The sequence below is a fragment of the Marinomonas sp. G8-14 genome, assembly GCF_055808935.1.
On sequence record NZ_CM147891.1, the window covers coordinates 2,811,899 to 2,830,443 of the forward strand.

An 18,545-nucleotide genomic window follows, 5' to 3' on the forward strand; every position below is an offset into this window, starting at 1 on the left:
GGTTCCATCTATTTAGGTGTTTAAGGGGTTGATAACAAGCGATAATAACAAATAAACCGCCTGTCTATACATGTAAAAAAGCCATTTGCTTAAATCGGCATAAGCCAAAGCGCAGCTAACCACGTAAGCCCCATCAATAAAGAAAAGACCACACCCCAACGTGGAGTTTTTACAGCAATAGAAGTCGGAGCTGGGTGTTTTTTACGCCCATGAATCATGGCCTCGATCAATCGCTCTTTTAGACACAACTCATGATAAAGCACAGCGAGTACATGGACTGCCACTAAACCCAATAATACATTGGGTAAAAAACGATGAATAGACGCCAACTCACTTGCCCAGTCTTCTGGAATATATGAATAGAAAGGCCCAAACCAAAAAATGTCATCGCTGGTAAACAGCCCCGTTCCCCATTGCACTGAAAGCGCAAAAAGTAAAACGATGACCATTAACGCACCAACCGGGTTGTGTCCTAGGTATTTTTTAGGCCGACCTGATAACAAAGACGCAGCAAAGCGAAAAGCAACTTTTGGCCCTTTAACAAACTGGCGAAAACGTGCGTAATACGATCCATAAAAACCATACAGCACACGAGCAATGATCACCGCAGACAAACCATAGCCCATGTAAAAATGATATTGAACATAGTCTGCGTCAGATTTGCCAGTAATGATCAAACCAGTAAATAAAAACACCATTAACCAGTGGCTAATTCGCACTGGCCAATCCCACACTAGTGTCGATTTCATACTAACCATTCCCACCATGAATATTATTGACTCAAAAAACACTCACTTGCCAAAGAGTGACATTAAACACTATGCTGTGAAAAGCAAGATTCTGGCCATCAAGTTTGCCACAATTGGTTAATAAACACGTTTATGAACACATCATAACTTCAAGAGTGAGACAAATATGGTTGTCATATTGTTGCTAATCACATTTGCAAGCATCCTATTGCTGGCTTATTTCATTTTGTTTAACGGTCGTTTTTTTGGTCGACGCAATGCAGTGATTGATGCGCCGATTGATAGACTTGCAGAAGATTTGAGCGACCTTACTCATTGGCAAAGCTGGCTACCTTGGCTTATCTATGAGTTCCGATGCCCACGTGGATTATGAATATTTAAACTCAGGCATTCATTCGGTTTTTCCCAGTTGTTTAGTGTGGCAGGGGAAACTCATCAAAGACGGACACATGACATTAGAGCCTGCTCGTTCAGGCGCTCATTACTTTCATACTTTATTAGAAGCCCCTGCGTTTTACCCCAATGATGTACACTTTAATATTGACCTTACCAAACAGAAAGAACGCACACTCATAACGATTCAGGTCACGGGCAAATTGCCTTTTTTTCGTCGCTGGAAGCAAAAAAACTACAACCTTCGTGCCAATAAAGACGCGGAGTTAGCGCTGTTAAAAGTATTAACCTACTTGAGCAAATATAACACCACGTCAGATCATGAATACCATGAACCAAGATTTGAGTGGCTTGCTAAAGCAAGGTTGGAGAATGTGGATGCCGTAACACGCCCCTTTGTGGTCAGTAATCAACCCATGTCGCAGAAGATGGATCAGGGGTTTCATGATTTACTGACCCAACTTGGCCCAGAAAACCCACCCGCGAGCTCCAGTTTTGCGCTCTATAAAAAAGCCGATATTACCCATCACTATTTTTCTGGGCGCTTAGGCATTCCTGTACAAAATTTAGTGCCTTGTGAACTCTACCCGGAACGTATCGTTCTGCGTGGCTATTATTTGCAACTACGCTATTACGGCAGCTACCAGAATTTATCGTTGGCGTGGCATGTCTTGTTCAATTTTATGCGACTGCACCATTTAACACTCAACCGCCATCGTTATGGCGTCGAAGTCTTTGAAGTTGGTCCGACCCATACAGAAAACGCCAAGGACTACGTCACACTCGTTTGCCTACCCATTAAATAATTGGCTTCATTGCTATTTTATGGGACAGTCTGGCCTCAATTGTAAAAAAGGAACCCCTTCATGCTCGAATCTCCCAAAGTCATGTCGCTTGTTGACAGTCTTGTGCGAATTATTCTAACCATAGTGTACTTCTATACTTTTAAGCATTTTTTCGTCATTGAAAATGATCTGTTGCTGGCTTTTGTGTCTGTACTGTGTGCATTTATCACCTTCAAAGGTGGCATTTTTCTCTTCCATAAATTCATCGCCAACAAGCAATAGCAGTACAAAACATTATGCTTTTTAGCGTATGCTAATGCGCTTCATCCCCCTGAAAAACACAACGCAGACGAAATGGACACAGATCGGCGTTCTAGCCCAATGAACAAGAGTCTTTTTATGACGACACTCTATCAAGCACACCTCGCCATCCTCGTGGATCGTTACGAAAACGCCATGGCACATTTTGGCCTTGATGCCATTGTTTTAGCGTCAGGGGAAAAAAGTTATTACTTTCAGGACGATCACACTCACCCATTTCACGCCTATTCTGGTGCGCAACAGTGGCTACCTTTTAGCTTAGGCGCAGAAACCTATATCATGCTAAAAACAGGTGAAAAACCGACTTTGGTTTGGCCTATTCGTGACGATTTCTGGCACGCACCAAACCCTGTCCCCAGTGGCGATTGGCAGCAAAACTGGAACATTATTACAGCGAAAAAAACAGACCAATGGTTCGTCGATCTACCCAAGAAAACCGCTTGGCTTGGCCCTCAACCTATGGGATTTGTTGTGTCTTGTGAAGGCTTAAAAGCCTATGTAGATTTTGCTAAAGCCGTTAAAACGGACTTCGAAATCAACGCTATGCGTCAGGCAAGCCTACGCGGTGCAGCTGGACACCTCGCGGCAAAAGAAGCGTTTCTTGCCGGAATGAGTGAACTAGACATTCATCTCGCCTTTTTAAAAGCCAGTCAGCAAAGTGCTTTTCAAGAACCTTACCCAGGCATTGTCGGCTTAAATGAACACGCTGCCGTGCTGCATTACGAGCATAAATCCATAGAGCAGTTGGGCAACTCTCGTACACTATTGATTGATGCTGGCGCTAACGAGCATGGTTATGCCAGTGATATTACTCGTACCTTTACGCGCCATAATGATGACTTTAACGCTTTGATCCAAGACCTAGACGCCATGGAACAGACGCTTTGCCACAGTGCCTTGTCTGGTGTTAACTTCCGAGATTTACATCAGCAAACACTGATCGGCATTGCCACTTTACTGCGTGAGCACAAAATATGTGCCTTAAGTGTGGAGGAGCAGTTAAGCAAACGTATTCCACAAGTTTTCTTTCCTCATGGTTTAGGGCACTTACTTGGCTTACAGGTCCACGATGTGGGCGGCCATCAAATAGACAAACTGGGCACATTAAGCATGCCTGATGAACAGGCTCCCTTTTTGCGCCTTACCCGAACCTTAGCAGAAAACATGATCATCACTATTGAGCCTGGATTGTATTTTATTCCAATGCTACTCGAAAAAATGCAAGCAGACATACCACAGCATGGCTGTGATATGGCACGTATAGAGCATTTTTTACCTTACGGCGGCATTCGTATTGAAGACAATGTGGTGGTAAAAAGACACCAGCCTGTTAACTTAACTCGTGAGGCTTTTCTAAGTAAATTGTAATTACCCTTCCCCTCGCTCCATTGATATCAAACGATGAATATGAATGGAGCGACCAAAGATCATTTTTTTCTTTCAATTAGACCAAAAATCGTAATTTTAGCGAGGTTATCTATAACTAAAAGGCCACAAAATGGGTAAAATATGGAATAGATACTATCTTTATAAACGTTAACCTATAGGCTAAGGTTACAGTGGTTCAGCAATACCCGTACACACATTGCACAGGTATTTATAGGGACTTTTGTACAACGTATTAGCAAATGCCGTCGTTGTGTGAAAATCTCTATCACTAATAATAATAAAATTAACCAAGCCAAATCCATTTACAATGGACGCTACAGAGGCCAATAATGAAAAAAACAACGATTGCGTTACTAGCAGCACTTTCCCTTTCTTCAAGCCTAAGTTTTGCGGATTATCCGACGAAAGACATACAAGGCATCATCCAATGGGGCGCGGGCGGTTCAACTGATACCGTAATGCGCTCTATTACACCTCATGTCGAAAAAGAACTTGGAACCAGTATCATCCTGACCAATAAAACAGGTGGTGTTGGTGCCATAGCGACCAAATTCGTTGATGCGAAAAACGCCGACGGTTATACATTGTTAATGGGGGCAGAAAACCCTCAGATGTATAAAATTTTAGGACTATCGGACATCGACTATAGCGATATGATTGCGATCAATGTGTTGGCTCGTGGGACGCCAATTATTGTCGCAAATAACGATGCGCCTTTTAACAACATGCAAGAGCTTATTGATTATACAAAAGCACATCCAGGTGAAGTGAAATTCGGTTCTACAGGCCCTGGCGGATTAACCTCTATTGTGACAGCGATGTTGGACTCTCAAGTCAAACTGGATTACATCAGCATTCCTTATAATGGTGATGGCCCAGCGCTAACAGCGCTTCAGGGTGGTGCGATTGACGTCATGCCAGCTGTACTTGGTGCTACTATCGAACAAATTAAGGCTGGACGAATGAAAGCCATCAGTCTTGTCGATGTAGAATCTAGCAAGCTGCTGCCAGATCTTGCACCTATCACCGACACCTTGCCAGGTATGAAGTCTTACTTGCCATGGGGTCCTTTCTTTGGAGTGTTCGTGAAAAAAGGCACACCAGACGAAGCGGTAGAAAAATTACAAGCGGCTTTTCAAAAAGCCGCTTTCAATAGCGACTTTGTGGATCTTATGCAAAAACGTGGTTTCACCATCATGAATATTTCTGGTGATGAAGCCAATTACTTCCTTGACGCTTATCGTTCAACCTCTTCTTGGTTAGTACACGACGCAGGCTTTAGTAAATTTTCACCAGAAGAGTTTGGTATTCGTAAACCATAAGGTTGGAATACAAATAATCTAACCCCTAGACGCGGTTTACATGGAGTAAACGCGTCTTGTTTCCTTGCTTTATCTGGAGTTACCATGTCCAGCCAGTCCCCCTTTGTAAAAACCCGTAAACCAGGAGAACGCATTTTTTGCCTTCTAATGGTTATAGGTAGTGTTTATCTGTTTTGGCAATCTTATGCCATTTCAGGATTTAGTTCGTTCAGCTCACCAGGTGCATTCCCACTGGCTGCCTCTGCCTCCATGGTATTGGCTTCCTGTGTTACTTTTTTGAATACTCTAAAGCTACCTGCGGCCGAAAACGTTCGTTTCGCGTACCACTGTTTTCCGCCTATTGTTGCCATTATTATGGCGTTAATTTTGATTTACTCCGTCGTTTTGGAAAGTCTAGGCTTTGTGCTTTCCAGCTTTGTCTTTTTGTTCATTTCTATCCAGTTTTTATATCGACGTAGTGTACTAACCACACTGACAATAAGCTTGCTGGCCTTGATTGTCGTATACATCATTTTTCGCTTAATTTTCCAAGTCGTGCTTCCTGAAGGCATCGTCCCAGAACGCGAAATTTTATCCTCAATAAAATCTTTGTGGAGCTAGTCACTTTATGGATGCGTTACATTATTTTGCCATGTCTTGGCTATCACCAGAATTACTAGGCTTAACCGCACTTGGTACGTTTTTAGGGATTTATGTCGGAGCAATCCCTGGCCTGTCCGTTACCATGGCAGTCTCTATTCTGATTTCGTTTACCTTTGCATGGGACGTCAATTACGCACTTTGTTTAATGGTCGGTGTTTATATGGGCGGTGTTTACGGTGGCTCTCGCACCGCCATTTTATTAAATATCCCTGGTGCGCCCTCGGCCATTGCGACGGCATTAGACGGTTATCCTTTAGCTAAAAAAGGGCTCGCTGGAGAAGCGATCGGCTTATCGACAGTCATGTCTGTCGTCGGTGGCTTTGTTGGCATAATCGTTTTAGCACTTGCGGCACCCACAGTGAGCGAATTTGCCATCACATTCCAGCCTCGTGATTATATGATGCTGGGGATTTTAGGCATTATGCTGGTAGGCTCTCTATCGGGTGGCAGTCTAGCAAGAGGAATTTTTGCCGGTGCGTTAGGGCTATTAATTGGTACTGTTGGACTCGATCCAATGACAGCAGAAGAGCGTTTTACCTTTGGTGTTGTTGAGGCTCTGGGATGGCATCAATCCCGTCGCTGTCATGATTGGTATGTTTGGTATCTCAGAAGCCTTGCATCAGTTGCACCACATGAATAAGGCCGTCATCAAACAAAAGATCTCGCGCGTTATCCCTAAGTGGTCAGACATTAAAAAATACATGCCTCTTAGCCTGCAAACCTCTTTTATTGGCGTGATCGTGGGTGCGTTACCAGGAACGGGTGGCGACATTGCTGCACTGATGGCCTATGACCATGCAAAACGTGTTACCAAAAATCCAAAAGTCCCCTTTGGTGAAGGCGCTAAAGAAGGTTTAATCGCCCCAGAAGCGGCCAATAACGCGGCTGTTGGTGGTGCTTATATACCAATGCTGACCCTAGGCATTCCCGGAGACGCAGTAACCGCTGTATTTATTGGCGCCTTGTTTATTCATGGTTTAAACCCAGGTCCTTTGTTGCTCATCGAACAACCTCATATGTTTTGGTTTACCGTTGGCAATTTAACCTTAGCTAATATTTTCGTGCTGATCTTTGGTTTAACCGGCATCAAATTGTTCTCGAAAATCGTCGAATGTCCAAAAGGCATCTTAATCCCACTCATTTTCCTTCTGTCGATTGTCGGTGCGTATGCGATTAATAATGCCATTACCGACATTTGGTGGATGCTGGCTTTTGGTGTGTTTGGTTACTTTATGCGCCTCTATGGCTTCCCTGTTGGGCCAGTCATTTTAGGGGTAATTTTAAGCTCACTAACCGATGAAAATTGGCGTCGTGCCATTTTGTCAGAACGAGGCAATATCGGTGACTTGTTTATCAATCTATTCCACAGCCCCCTTTCTACCGTACTCTTTAGTGTGATTGTATTAATTCTATTCACACAGTCTCCAATTTGGACTAAATGGTTAAAGCGAAAACTCTTTCGCTGAATCCATAAATACAAATCACTCAAGCAACAGCTAAACCCTCAACCTGTTATTTAACGCCATAACGGGCTGAGGGTTTAGCTTATTCCTCTTACCGATGCCGCCCTACTTGTTTTTAATCTTATTGGCTTACCCAAAAGCGGCAAAATGTTTCTAAATGTCGACAAAAACGCCCTACCATAAAGCGAAACGGACGAAAAACACCATTTTGGTGCAATGTAAAAAAACAACTCTTTTAATAATTCACTGCTTTTTAAGTCATATCCAGTGAAATGCCAATGCACTTTTATCTGTTCGCAGAATATCAAACTAAAGTTTTATATATAAAAAACTATGGCAAAAAAATTGCTCTTTTTAAGGTCCCCTAAGCATCTGCAACGACGTAGTGCTTAATGCAATGGAGCAGAAAAGAGATGAGTTTGAAAAGCAATCAGATGTTACTTTCAGCAAAAGAGCGCAAATGGCTACCTTGGTTTGGCAACACTGGACGGTTTTCACTTTTTTGGTCATGTTATTTAAATAAAAACACCTACCCAAACATAGAAAAAACCTTCGAAAATATTGCCAGCACTAGAGTAAAGCTACTCAACACTTGGGTGAATACCCAATGGTCTCAGTTAGACGTCTTACTGGAAATTATCTCTACTACCTTTCCAATTATCGAACAAGAAACACTAGAAGAACGTTTAAATATCGTCCCTGATGTCTCTGAATATTTTGTTATCGATGCTCAGGGGCAAGTACTCAAATCCACCTTCCAAAGCCGAATACAAAAAACCGACTTATCGCCAAAAGCCGTCGCGGCTGGCTTGCTTGCGCCATTTATACATGGTCCTTATATCGACCAAAATACTTTAACGATTGGCGCATCCAGCTCAAAATTTCACGATGCGGTCACTCTAATGTTTTATCTCCCCATTAAACAAAATGGTATTAGCGTAGGTGCTGTATGTGCCCGAATTCCCAATGATGTTATCGGTGATCTTATCCAACGCGAAGCGGGGCATATTTATAAGGAATCTGGCGACAACTATTTGTTTATGGTGAAGTCCGAATTCGATCCCTCGATACTCCCCGGAACCGCTCTGTCTCGTTCCCGCTTTGAAGACAATACCTTCAGCCATGGTGAAAACTTGAAAAGCGGAATCAATACACAATTTGGTACCGTTAGGGTTCAAAAACATACTGAATTTGAAATTCGTTTTACCGATCCTGCCACCAAAGAGTTGCACCCAGGTGTGCGAGAAACGATTAAGAAGGGTCAAAATCTTTTTGTGACTTACCCAGGCTATTCCGACTACCGACACATTCCTGTTATCGGTAAAGGGGTGACTTTTCAACTGAAAGGCAGCCCAGATACGTGGGGGATGATGTGTGAAGGTGATTTAGAAGAAGTCTATCGCCGCCGCTCCATCAATTTAAAACTGATGAGAAGCTATTTACTAGCCTCCAGTGTGCCGCTTGTCATCAGTAGTTTACTACAGGTTTACACCGATTTATCCATTCTACCAACGAGCTTAATCGCCTTCGCCAGTTTAGGCATAGCGGGAATCCTCTTCCATCGTTTCAGCACTAAAAAAATTAGTCGTAGCATGAGTCAGATGACAGAAGTCATTCAAACCATTGCCGAAGGAGAAGGCAACCTAAAACAGCGCCTTGATGACGATCTAGCCAACGACGAAACCGGTGACATGGGACGCTGGATGAACAGCTTTATTGACAATCTCGACAACACCATGGGACAAGTCATCTCGGCCAGTAATAACGTCAAAAAGTCTAACGAGTTTATGATTCGCACCAATGAGGAAGCCAACCAAGCTTCTCACTATCTTGAGTCCACCGTTGAAAACATGCTGAACGTGTTTCAGCAACAAATAGACGAAGTACAAAGTGCATCTCAGACGGCAAATGATTTGAAGCAAGCCATGGATCAAGTCGCAGCAGAAACACAGTCCCGTCTTAAAGCAGCCAAAGCTGGCACACAAGAAATACGCGATGTCGTTCGCGCCACGGCAGAATCCGTTAAATCATTGGATGCAAAGACAAATGAAGTCGCCGGTATCATTACCACCATTTCTGATATCACTAATCAGACCAACTTGTTGGCACTAAACGCCGCCATAGAAGCCGCCAGAGCCGGTGAACATGGCCGAGGATTTTCTGTCGTGGCCGACGAAGTTCGTAGTTTGGCCTCTAAAACCGCTTTAGCAGCAGAAGAGATACAAACCATGCTAGAAGGTATTCAGGAAGAAACACGCAGCGCGGTGAGCTTTATGGAAAAAGGTGCCGAAAACGTCGATAAAAACCTCATCGCGAATGAACAAAGCAATATCAGCGACAGCGCTTTGTACGACCTAGTCGACACCATGTTTGAAGCCATTTTGTTATTGAATGAAAGCAACAAGACAAACGCAAAAACCGTACATGAAATGGGCGCGGCAACAGAGCAAATGCGTCGCTCAATCGCGGCACTACAAAGACGTTCATCCCGTGTTGGGTTATCCGCCTTGAAGCTAAACTCACTGGTTGGTCAGTTTCAAGTAACCACCAAATAATAAACAGTCTCTAGTGCTGGGTATTTTGACGAAAAAAAACCGGAGGAAGTTTCCTTCCTCCGGCATAATTTCCTCACAAAAGGATACGCCTAAAACAAATCATTCCCCGCAATGACAATGACTTATTTTTTCTCTTGGCGCGCCTGTGAGGCAAGACGAACAAACGCATTCGCTTCGCCGTAGCGACTGTAACCACCCACACGTTGTACCACTTCAAAAAAGACACCATGTACTTCTTCCGTATAGAAATGAAAGAATTCACCTTCGTCATTTTTATCGTACATAATATTATGTGACTGCAATTTCTTAATCAGGTCTGGCGACAAACCAAAGCGCGCTTCGATGTCACGATAATAATTCTGAGGAATAGGCAGCTGTTTCTCACTATCAATGTTTTTTGCAGCTGCAAAAACATCCTCACAAGCAAACGCAATCTGGTGCACCCCTGAGCCTTTAGACTTCTGGATGAAACGCTGTGCCGAAGCGCCACGAGCATTGGTCATATTCAATGGAATACGCACCCGCTTGTCCTTACTAAGAGCGGTTCGGCTCACCACCAAGCCATGAATATCGGGTAAATCTTGGCTGGCATCGATATCAAACCCAAACAAGGATTTATAAAAGAACGTCGCCGATAAAAAGTCAGTATTGGAAACCGTTTGGCCAATATGATCAAAGCGCGTTAAGCCAACCCCCGTTTCACCTTGAATGCCTTGAATCGGTTTGAAATCCACCTCAAAAAAACGTACAGCGGCGTCGGCTGAAACAAGGTACACCAAGCTATCGCCAATCCCACGCAGTGCAGGAATATTCAATTCACCTGGACCGGCCTGATTATCAAAACGCTCAACACGATAACGTTCTGCCAAAGACAAAGTGGCTTTAACATTTTCAGAGGCAAACGCCATCGCACAAACAGACACACCATGCTTCTGAAAATGTTCGTGGGCCTGGCTTTTCGGTTCGCGGTTGAGGATCAGGTTAATATTTCCCTGACGCATCAAGCTAACGTTTTTAGAGCGATGTTTATGGGTTTCATGGAAACCCAACTGAGCCAAGGTATTAGTCAGCGCCTCTCCGCTTTCGCCTTCAATGGCAAATTCAATAAACTCAACATCACTGACTTGTGGCGCTACAATCGGCGCGGTTTTTTCTTCACGCTTACTCACTGTTTGGTCATCGAGCCAAATCAATGAACGCATGCCATCGATGGCTTTTTCTAGTGGTGAAGAAGAACGGAATTCGTCATTGAAAATTTCATGAGACAAATAGTCATCAAAGCCTTTGTCTTTCAAAACTTGAAGAAACTCGACCACTGGCATATCACCTTGGCCAGGGAAACAACGAAAATGTCGGCTGTATTGCAACACGTCCATTTGCAGACTTGGCGCATCGGCCACTTGCACGAGCGCAATCTTGTTTAGCGGAATGTCATCACGCAGAACATCTAAGGTGTTACCACGGGAAAACATGTGGAAAGTATCTAAAATAATCCCCAAGTTCGGGTGATCAACACGTTTCACCAGATCCCATGCTTGATGATAATCGGCAATATGGTAACCCCAAGCTAGAGCTTCATAACCCAGCATAATGCCTTCTTTTTTGGCTATTTCAGCAAGAGCAAATAAGTCCGCCGCGCAAACGTCACGATCCGCAGAAGAATAAGGCTGCACATTACTGCAAAACAACAAACGATTCGTACCCAACTCATGAGCAACATCGATTTTGTGCTGCAACATCTTTGCCTTTTGCGAGCGCATTGGCTCAGGCATACCTTCCATATCGCGGAATGGCTGTAAAGCAATAATTTCCAAGCCTAAATCTTGCGCCATACGACGCACATCTTTTGGCGAACCATCGAACTGAGTTAAGTCATTTTCGAAGATCTCCACGCCTTGGAAACCAGCTTTTGCAGCCGCTTCAAACTTTTCTCTCAGCGTGCCAGATAAGGTAACGGTTGCGAGTGCTGTTTTCATTCTTACGCCCTGACTGTCAACATTTCATAACGAAAACGATATGTGAAAGCAAATATGTTTTCTTCTGCTATAACTAATATGATTGATGCTAGCACAAGATTTTTGTATTGAGAGTCCTATTAAGAATGAAATAAAGTGCCAAAAATATATCGAAAAAGGAATACATACCCTCTTTTCAATAGCACAACATAGGAGTGTAATAGAGGAAAATTATTCCCTTATTAGCGCTTATAATGAGCCTGATTCCTTTGTGTTTCCTTATTAAGTAGCTGACTAACTAATAGCCAATTAGCAGCGGCTGAAACCAGGCGTGTACCATGGGAGACTTTTTATGCTAGAAAACCGTATTAAATACCGCCATCTGCAATGTTTTTTGGAAGTGACACGTCAAGGCAGCGTGGTTCGCGCTGCTGATGTGTTGGCTCTTACCCAGCCAGCTGTCTCAAAAAAACTCAAAGAGCTAGAAGATATTCTAGGTGTCAGACTTTTAGAACGCAGTAAAAAAGGTGTAGAACTCACACCTTTTGGAAAAGTATTTCTAGAGCATGCCAGTACCAGTGTCGCCGCATTACGTGAAGGCACCGAACGAGTGGCTCAGGCACAGCAAAAAGGCATTAGCCGTATCAGTATTGGTGTATTACCAACCGTTGCGACCAGCATTCTACCAGAATCCGTTAAACGTTTTCGCACTGGCGGCCTCGATGTTAGATTGCATTTGGTCTCCGGCCCGAACGCTTTATTAATGAGCCAGTTGCGAGTTGGCGAATTGGACTTAGTTGTTGGGCGCTTAGGCGTTCCAGAAGCCATGTCAGGCTTATCATTTCAACACCTGTACTCAGAACAAGTGGCATTCACGGTTCGCCCAAACCACCCATTACTAACAAAAGACAATTTTCAAATCAGTGATATTGCTGACTATACCGTACTCTATCCACCAAAAGGTTCCATTACCGCGCCCTATGTAGATCGTTTTTTACTATCTCAAGGCGTTAGCACCCTAACGGATCGAATCGACACAGTGTCAGACTCGTTTGGTAAAGAGTTTATTCGTAATAATGATGCCGTGTGGATTATTTCACGCGGTGTTGTGGCTCGAGAAATCGCCGACGGAGAATTGGACGAATTACCCATTGATACCAAAGAAACCTTGGGGGCCGTTGGCTTAACCACACGCGCAGACTCGGTTCCATCACTAGCACTAAAGCTGTTTATGAATGCCATCCGAGATACGGCTAAAACCTTAGACAGCTATTACAAACCCATTGATCATCACCATAAAGACAGCCCTGTCATTTAAGTGGCTAAATTAAGGTACTAAGACAGGAATCCTAGATGCTGACCATTATCGCCATCACAACGCCTATTTTTATCATGATCATATTGGGATACTTGGCGGTTCGCGTTAAGTTGGTTCCTAGTGACACCATTGCTGGCATGGCAAAAATCGTCATGTATTTCACGCTTCCAGCTTTAATTTTCAGTACTTTGGCTCGAATGGAGTTTGATGAGGTTATTGTCCCAGCGTATCTTGCCACTTATGCGATTGGCTCCGTGCTAACCCTGCTAATTGGTCTGGTGATCAGCTTAAAATTCATGAAGCGCTCTTTTATTGAGAGCACAATAAAAGGCGCGGGAATGGCCTGCTCGAACTCCGCATTCTTCGCTTATCCAGTGATGTTACTGGCATTTAGCAACCCTCCCACTGCAGCGTTTGCCATGTCCCTAATTGTCGAGAATATTCTGGTTCTTCCCATAATGTTTGTGATGCTAGAAGTCAGTGCGTCCAGAGGACAAGGCTTAAAACCCTCTCATCTCTTCTATGGCGTACTAAAAAGGCTAATCAAAAATCCGTTAATTTTAGCTGTTACTGGCGGGGTATTAGCGTCGACATTTCACCTAGAGCTGCCCGCGGTGATTGATCGAGTATTGGTCATGTTATCCGGCGCATCCGCCACACTCGCACTGATTGTACTGGGTGGTTCATTAGTCGGTACCAGCCTAACTGGCAATGCCAAAGATATTTGTTTTGTCACCACTGGCAAACTCGTCCTCCATCCGTTGATGATTGCCGTCGTGGCGCTCTTTATGCCAGAAATGGACCGCAACCTTCTGCTTGGTGGCATCTTAATTGCGGCCGTTCCCATGATGAGTATCTATCCGATTATTGGCAGCCAATATGGTTTTCGCTCTCTGTGCGCAAGCACATTACTGATTACCACACTGATGTCATTCATTACACTCGCGGTTATTTTGTCTTTGATGGGGTTGAACTAAACTTATGCACCAATCCCTGAATACCCAATACATAGCCTTGCACGCCCATACCCACGACAATACCTGCTGCTGCAGGTGAAATATAAGAGTGATGACGGAAGGCTTCACGAGCGTGTACGTTGGAGATGTGAACTTCAATCACGGGTACATCAGCGCCTTTTATTGCATCATGAAGCGCAACAGATGTGTGAGTATAAGCACCTGGATTGAATACTACGCCCAATACTTCGCCCGCTTTAATACGGCGGCCCGCTTCATGAATCAAATCAATCAATACACCCTCATGGTTAGATTGATGGCATTCCACATCATGGCCCAATGTCTGTGCGGCCTCACGGCACATCACTTCCACATCCGCTAGGGTCTCATAACCATACGTTGCTGGCTCACGAGTACCCAGTAAGTTTAAGTTTGGGCCGTTCAACACCATGATAGTAGACATAATCATTTCTCCTATAAATCAACATGAATATTCAATCAATCGCATTAGCCTATTTTCAAACAAAGAAGCGCAGCAAGACGCTCAAGGTAAAAAATGACAACACGGTGGTAATCAATAAAGTGCTCGCACAGAAACTCCGTTCACCATACTCGCCACAAACGATCGGATAAGAGCTAAACATAGGCACAGCAGCAAAAATAATAATCGCTATCTTTAAATCGTTTGGCATCGCAGGCGTCAGTAACAAAAGGAAGGCGACGAGCGCTGGAAATAATACCAACTTGCCTGTCGCCACCAGTAAAATGGGTGACCATTGCCCTTTTATGGACACACCAACCAAAGAACCACCAATCACAATCAACGCGACAGATGAAGCCGCAGCGGCCAGCAAATCAAATCCTCGCCCCATAAAACTCGGCAGACGCAACTCAAACAGGGAAAACACTAAGCCAGCAGCTAGAGCAATTAATAAGGGATTCGTTGAGATTCGCTTTAAAACAAAAACAAAGAGACTTCTTTCATTGTTTTGACTTTTACCTAACATGGTTTCAATAAAAATTAAGCAAATCGGTAACAAAATAATATTTTCCACCATCAATGACATGACAAAGGCCTGAGTCAAAGACGAATCAAAAAACTGTAATAAGACAGGAAAACCAATGAAGGCACTGTTTGACATGGTTGCACCAACCCCTCGAACACCCGCGTCAACCAGACCGCTTTTCAGCAATCGCCAGCTCAACAACACAATGATAAAAAAAGTCGCTAAGCCGCTCGCTGCGTACACTGCAAGATAGTCAAAATGCAGAACCTCTGTTATCTCCATGCTGGACAACTTCATAAAAATTAACGCAGGCAAAGCAAGGTACAGCACAAAACGGCTCAAACCAGGTATGGCAGCTTGTGGAAGAAAAGAAAAACGCACACTCACAAAACCCACCAGTATCAGAAAAAAATGGGGGCAATAATATTAATGACAGCTGCCATATAAAAAGCTCCTTATTGAGGTCATCATGATCATCTCATAAATTTCGCGCTGTTTTTTTTGTTTCATAAAACCAGTTCAGGCCGGCACTCTGCTTTTAGATGGCGCACTGCTGAGATCTGGCAGCGTTAAGCCTTTTTGAATATGCGAATCCAGTATCGATAGCGCATTCTCAGTGTCATCTTCTAGAAGGTATTTCAACAATTGATGATGCTCTTCCATTGAAGCCTGTCCCCGAAAGGGTCGACGATGCAAAGCCAACACCTGATAGCGCATATAAAGCTCGATTACCGAAGCATGGTAACGGATAAGCTGTTGAGAGCCGCAATGAGCCACCATGGTAATATGAAAGTCTCGATCAGCTTTTTCCCATGCCTGCACATGCCCCGCCTCGTCTTCCATCATCAGTTTCTCAACACAGTTCAAACGAAAATGCGCGCTGATTAAAGCCGATTTCCATTCCATATGACCCACTTTATTTGCCATGGATTTGCGCACCCCAGATAACTCTAACATCTGCCGCAACTCTAATAGCTCACATAAATCGGCAGTCGAGACAGGCTTTACAGAAAACCCTTTTTGATCGACAAACAGCACAAAACCATCGGACACAAGTCGCATCAGAGTTTCACGTAACGTGTTGACACTAGCGCTATAACGCAAGCGCAAGGCGTTTAATTTAAGCTTTTCACCGGGAGCAAGTTTGCCCGTTACGATATCTGAACGCAGTTGCTCATAGACGGATTGCCCCACTAATTTGCGATCATCGGAGTTAATCATAGAAATTTATAAGGGCCTTTTATTGTTTTGTAAGATCTCTGCACTATATCACGAGCTAAGACATTCTAATGTATAGCGAAACAAAAAGACGCCATGTGGCGCCTTTTTATCATTCATTTAATAGGGGAAATAGCCACTAGATCAACGAACTAACAACATCGTACTTTTCACGGAACTGATCCCAAACAGGCTTAACATCCGTGACTTGTTGTCCAGTAAAAATCTCAAAAGCATCGATACCTTGATAAAAAAACAAATCAAAACCAGACACGATTTGTAGGCCTTTTTTATTCGCTTCCACCAAAAACTCTGTATCCATTGGAGTATAAACGGCATCAAACGCCCATTTTTGATCTTGAATCCATTCCGCAGCCAAAGGCATACCTGGACTTTTCAAATGACCGACAGGCGTACAATTTACCAACCCATCAACCTGAGCTGCGGCCTCGGCAATATCCTCTTTGGCGATAACACGGGCTTTATAGCCTGCGTCATTGATCGCGTCGACCAAAGACTGCGCGCTGCTTTCACTCAAATCGGTGACCCACACTTCTGTGGCGCCCACTTCAAACAAGGCAAAACCGATCGCACGCCCTACACCACCCGCGCCTATCATCAACACTTTACCAGCGGGCAAATCGCCCACTCGACCTTTATAACCGCGAATAAATCCCGTGTAATCAGTATTAAATGCACACACTTTGCCGTCTTTTAATAGCAAGGTATTACTGGCACCCACTTTTTTTACCGCATCGTTCACTTCGTCTGCACTGTCGATAGCAATTTGCTTATAGGGAAACGTCACATTTGTACCAACAAACCCCAAAGCACGAATTTCAGCCAATTTAGCCTTAAAAGACTCAGCGCTATCGTCTTCAGGCACCTGCAATTGGTAATCCACGGGCAACTGCTTTAGTTCACCTAACATCATGTGTAAAGAGGGAGATCGAGAAGCAGCAATCGCCTGACCGATTAGACCTAAATGTAACATTGTAATTGCCTCCAACGTATTCCCAAAAGGAATGTCATCACGTTAATAGTTGAGTCATAAAGGATAAAAAAACGCTTCCTTTATCAAAGATAGAGGAAGCGTATACCAAAACTCATGATTTGTTGTATGACAATTTGACATGTATTTTGATTGGAAAAATTATATCAAAATAGACATCCTTAAACCGCTTCCGTTGTTGCCAATAATTGCAAACCAGCACCTGTGTTGGAAATAGGCAAGTGGTAACTACGATGCAACTCAATTAATTTTCCCTGCAATGCGCCACGCATAGCCAACCACATATTGAGTTCAACGCCTTGAGAACCTGCCTGTTCAACCAAATCAAAGTTAGAAAATTTAATGAGTGCTTCCGGTTCATCCACTATTTTTTCCATGCAATACAGATCGAACGCTTTATTAATAAAGCCTGCTCGCTGACCATCCAACTGATGCGACAATCCCCCAGTCCCAAATACCACAACCTTTTGATTGCCAGAGTAAGAACGAATAGCGTCACCAATCGCCTTGCCAAAATCAAAGCAACGACTGGGTTTGGGCATTGGATGACGTTCGCAATTAATCGCGATCGGGATCACCTTAATATGACCGTATTGATGACCAGGCCACATGAGCGTCAGAGGAACCGTCAAACCGTGATCTACCTTCATTTCTTGGCAAACGGTTACATCAAACTCATGCTCGACCAATTGATTAATGATATGCCAAGACAGCTCTGTCTCACCTGTCACAGGCGGAATTTCAGCAATCCCCCAACCTTCGTCGGCATTGTCATACTGAGCAGCAGCACCAATAGCAAACGTCGGTTTACGATCATGAAAAAACTCTAACCCGTGGTCATTATAAAAAATAACGGCAATGTCAGGTTGTTGCGCGTAGAGCCATTCTCGTACAGGCGGATAGGCGTCAAAGAAATCTTTCCAATAAGGTGTTTGCTCAAGACCTTTATCCATCGCGACACCAATAGCGGGAATATGGGATGTGGCGATGCCGCCAAGTATTTTCGCCATTATTTGTCCCCCTGCTGTATTAAGAACGCTTTAAATTCGTCTGTCGTCATACCCGTTTGTAAACCACCAACATCTTGAACGTTTAACCCTAAAATTCCAGCAAATTTTGCCAGATAATAAATACTGCCACCCGCTTCTAGCATAGCAATCACATCTCGCCCCTTTACCGCCTGTTTTTGCTCCACTGTTAGGCCAAATTTTTCACAATAGCGCTCTTCATCTGACAAAAATTCCGCTCTTGCCGCGGCATGATTGAAGGAATAACACATTTTATTAAGGGGATAGCCTTTTGTCGCCATTGGCCCATCAAACATAATATTGCCTGGAATCTGACTCATTCTGTTACCTCGCTATAAGATTATTTATTCAACGGTATAAAGTCCCATTAGTGGCGAGTATAAGAACAAAAGAGCAGTACAAACCTTGATCTAAATCTAAGTTTTCCTATTT

19 protein-coding genes are annotated in these 18,545 nt (G+C 43.7%); 11 read left to right on the forward strand and 8 right to left on the reverse strand.

Going from position 1 to position 18,545, the window contains the following annotated elements; translation table 11 throughout:
* Positions 1–89: 89 nt before the first annotated feature.
* On the reverse strand, positions 90–749 hold the full coding sequence (locus AC0L6V_RS14440) for a cytochrome b/b6 domain-containing protein (protein ID WP_265217888.1): 660 nt from the start codon (positions 747–749) through the stop codon (positions 90–92).
* Positions 750–915: 166 nt separating this feature from the next.
* Here AC0L6V_RS14440 and AC0L6V_RS14445 point away from each other — a divergent pair, with 166 nt between their 5' ends.
* The 9 genes from AC0L6V_RS14445 to AC0L6V_RS14485 all read left to right on the forward strand — a co-directional run bounded on the left by AC0L6V_RS14445 (position 916) and on the right by AC0L6V_RS14485 (position 9,619).
* The gene (locus AC0L6V_RS14445) at positions 916–1,122 is read left to right on the forward strand and encodes a hypothetical protein (protein WP_418138374.1); all 207 of its coding nucleotides are present in this window, start codon (positions 916–918) and stop codon (positions 1,120–1,122) included.
* Complete coding sequence (locus AC0L6V_RS14450; protein ID WP_418138375.1) at positions 1,094–1,948, forward strand: GyrI-like domain-containing protein; 855 nt, start codon at positions 1,094–1,096, stop codon at positions 1,946–1,948. Before AC0L6V_RS14445 ends, AC0L6V_RS14450 begins: the two co-directional genes overlap by 29 nt.
* A 60-nt stretch (positions 1,949–2,008) precedes the next feature.
* Positions 2,009–2,209: a hypothetical protein gene (locus tag AC0L6V_RS14455; protein WP_111607132.1), complete on the forward strand. Its 201-nt coding sequence runs from the start codon at positions 2,009–2,011 to the stop codon at positions 2,207–2,209.
* A 117-nt stretch (positions 2,210–2,326) separates the two neighbouring features.
* Positions 2,327–3,616, forward strand: coding sequence for a Xaa-Pro dipeptidase (gene pepQ, locus AC0L6V_RS14460; RefSeq protein ID WP_265217891.1), 1,290 nt, complete (start codon positions 2,327–2,329; stop codon positions 3,614–3,616).
* A 350-nt stretch (positions 3,617–3,966) separates the two neighbouring features.
* Positions 3,967–4,959 (forward strand): tripartite tricarboxylate transporter substrate binding protein, encoded by a 993-nt coding sequence (locus tag AC0L6V_RS14465; RefSeq protein ID WP_265217892.1) that lies wholly within the window; start codon positions 3,967–3,969, stop codon positions 4,957–4,959.
* Between the two features lie 84 nt (positions 4,960–5,043).
* Positions 5,044–5,559, forward strand: a complete 516-nt coding sequence (locus tag AC0L6V_RS14470) for a tripartite tricarboxylate transporter TctB family protein (RefSeq protein WP_265217893.1) — start codon at positions 5,044–5,046, stop codon at positions 5,557–5,559.
* 7 nt (positions 5,560–5,566) lie between these two features.
* Complete coding sequence (locus AC0L6V_RS14475) at positions 5,567–6,241, forward strand: tripartite tricarboxylate transporter permease (RefSeq protein WP_418138377.1); 675 nt, start codon at positions 5,567–5,569, stop codon at positions 6,239–6,241.
* Positions 6,144–7,067 (forward strand): tripartite tricarboxylate transporter permease, encoded by a 924-nt coding sequence (locus tag AC0L6V_RS14480; protein WP_418138378.1) that lies wholly within the window; start codon positions 6,144–6,146, stop codon positions 7,065–7,067. The genes AC0L6V_RS14475 and AC0L6V_RS14480 overlap by 98 nt, the downstream gene beginning before the upstream one ends.
* 410 nt (positions 7,068–7,477) lie before the next feature.
* Positions 7,478–9,619 (forward strand): methyl-accepting chemotaxis protein, encoded by a 2,142-nt coding sequence (locus AC0L6V_RS14485; protein ID WP_409418706.1) that lies wholly within the window; start codon positions 7,478–7,480, stop codon positions 9,617–9,619.
* A gap of 122 nt (positions 9,620–9,741) precedes the next feature.
* Here the strand turns inward: AC0L6V_RS14485 and AC0L6V_RS14490 are convergent, their stop codons facing one another.
* Positions 9,742–11,595 (reverse strand): bifunctional sugar phosphate isomerase/epimerase/4-hydroxyphenylpyruvate dioxygenase family protein, encoded by a 1,854-nt coding sequence (locus AC0L6V_RS14490; RefSeq protein ID WP_265217899.1) that lies wholly within the window; start codon positions 11,593–11,595, stop codon positions 9,742–9,744.
* A gap of 331 nt (positions 11,596–11,926) precedes the next feature.
* On the opposite strand from AC0L6V_RS14490, the gene pcaQ reads away from it, so the two are divergent.
* Together pcaQ and AC0L6V_RS14500 are read left to right on the forward strand one after the other, a co-directional pair.
* The gene (gene pcaQ, locus AC0L6V_RS14495) at positions 11,927–12,892 is read left to right on the forward strand and encodes a pca operon transcription factor PcaQ (protein WP_265217900.1); all 966 of its coding nucleotides are present in this window, start codon (positions 11,927–11,929) and stop codon (positions 12,890–12,892) included.
* A gap of 35 nt (positions 12,893–12,927) precedes the next feature.
* The gene (locus AC0L6V_RS14500; RefSeq protein ID WP_265217901.1) at positions 12,928–13,869 is read left to right on the forward strand and encodes an AEC family transporter; all 942 of its coding nucleotides are present in this window, start codon (positions 12,928–12,930) and stop codon (positions 13,867–13,869) included.
* On the opposite strand, the gene aroQ is transcribed toward AC0L6V_RS14500, so the two are convergent.
* The 6 genes from aroQ to AC0L6V_RS14530 form a co-directional block, all read right to left on the reverse strand.
* Entirely contained in the window at positions 13,841–14,311 is a 471-nt protein-coding gene (gene aroQ, locus AC0L6V_RS14505; protein WP_265217902.1) for a type II 3-dehydroquinate dehydratase, read from the reverse strand. The genes AC0L6V_RS14500 and aroQ overlap by 29 nt on opposite strands.
* 55 nt (positions 14,312–14,366) lie before the next feature.
* Positions 14,367–15,242: an AEC family transporter gene (locus tag AC0L6V_RS14510; RefSeq protein WP_265217903.1), complete on the reverse strand. Its 876-nt coding sequence runs from the start codon at positions 15,240–15,242 to the stop codon at positions 14,367–14,369.
* Positions 15,243–15,374: 132 nt separating this feature from the next.
* Positions 15,375–16,076, reverse strand: a complete 702-nt coding sequence (locus AC0L6V_RS14515) for a GntR family transcriptional regulator (RefSeq protein ID WP_265217904.1) — start codon at positions 16,074–16,076, stop codon at positions 15,375–15,377.
* A gap of 136 nt (positions 16,077–16,212) precedes the next feature.
* The gene (locus AC0L6V_RS14520; protein WP_265217905.1) at positions 16,213–17,067 is read right to left on the reverse strand and encodes a shikimate dehydrogenase family protein; all 855 of its coding nucleotides are present in this window, start codon (positions 17,065–17,067) and stop codon (positions 16,213–16,215) included.
* Positions 17,068–17,246: 179 nt separating this feature from the next.
* Positions 17,247–18,095: a class III extradiol dioxygenase family protein gene (locus AC0L6V_RS14525; protein WP_265217906.1), complete on the reverse strand. Its 849-nt coding sequence runs from the start codon at positions 18,093–18,095 to the stop codon at positions 17,247–17,249.
* Positions 18,095–18,433: a protocatechuate 4,5-dioxygenase subunit alpha gene (locus AC0L6V_RS14530; protein WP_265217907.1), complete on the reverse strand. Its 339-nt coding sequence runs from the start codon at positions 18,431–18,433 to the stop codon at positions 18,095–18,097. Before AC0L6V_RS14530 ends, AC0L6V_RS14525 begins: the two co-directional genes overlap by 1 nt.
* Positions 18,434–18,545 lie beyond the last annotated feature (112 nt).

Coding starts and splice junctions, on each gene's coding strand:
- AC0L6V_RS14440 (WP_265217888.1), bottom strand. CDS start 749: ATGAAATCGACACTAGTGTGGGATTGGCCAGTGCGAATTAGCCACTGG.
- AC0L6V_RS14445 (WP_418138374.1), top strand. CDS start 916: ATGGTTGTCATATTGTTGCTAATCACATTTGCAAGCATCCTATTGCTG.
- AC0L6V_RS14450 (WP_418138375.1), top strand. CDS start 1,094: ATGAGTTCCGATGCCCACGTGGATTATGAATATTTAAACTCAGGCATT.
- AC0L6V_RS14455 (WP_111607132.1), top strand. CDS start 2,009: ATGCTCGAATCTCCCAAAGTCATGTCGCTTGTTGACAGTCTTGTGCGA.
- pepQ (WP_265217891.1), top strand. CDS start 2,327: ATGACGACACTCTATCAAGCACACCTCGCCATCCTCGTGGATCGTTAC.
- AC0L6V_RS14465 (WP_265217892.1), top strand. CDS start 3,967: ATGAAAAAAACAACGATTGCGTTACTAGCAGCACTTTCCCTTTCTTCA.
- AC0L6V_RS14470 (WP_265217893.1), top strand. CDS start 5,044: ATGTCCAGCCAGTCCCCCTTTGTAAAAACCCGTAAACCAGGAGAACGC.
- AC0L6V_RS14475 (WP_418138377.1), top strand. CDS start 5,567: ATGGATGCGTTACATTATTTTGCCATGTCTTGGCTATCACCAGAATTA.
- AC0L6V_RS14485 (WP_409418706.1), top strand. CDS start 7,478: ATGAGTTTGAAAAGCAATCAGATGTTACTTTCAGCAAAAGAGCGCAAA.
- AC0L6V_RS14490 (WP_265217899.1), bottom strand. CDS start 11,595: ATGAAAACAGCACTCGCAACCGTTACCTTATCTGGCACGCTGAGAGAA.
- pcaQ (WP_265217900.1), top strand. CDS start 11,927: ATGCTAGAAAACCGTATTAAATACCGCCATCTGCAATGTTTTTTGGAA.
- AC0L6V_RS14500 (WP_265217901.1), top strand. CDS start 12,928: ATGCTGACCATTATCGCCATCACAACGCCTATTTTTATCATGATCATA.
- aroQ (WP_265217902.1), bottom strand. CDS start 14,311: ATGTCTACTATCATGGTGTTGAACGGCCCAAACTTAAACTTACTGGGT.
- AC0L6V_RS14515 (WP_265217904.1), bottom strand. CDS start 16,076: ATGATTAACTCCGATGATCGCAAATTAGTGGGGCAATCCGTCTATGAG.
- AC0L6V_RS14520 (WP_265217905.1), bottom strand. CDS start 17,067: ATGTTACATTTAGGTCTAATCGGTCAGGCGATTGCTGCTTCTCGATCT.
- AC0L6V_RS14525 (WP_265217906.1), bottom strand. CDS start 18,095: ATGGCGAAAATACTTGGCGGCATCGCCACATCCCATATTCCCGCTATT.
- AC0L6V_RS14530 (WP_265217907.1), bottom strand. CDS start 18,433: ATGAGTCAGATTCCAGGCAATATTATGTTTGATGGGCCAATGGCGACA.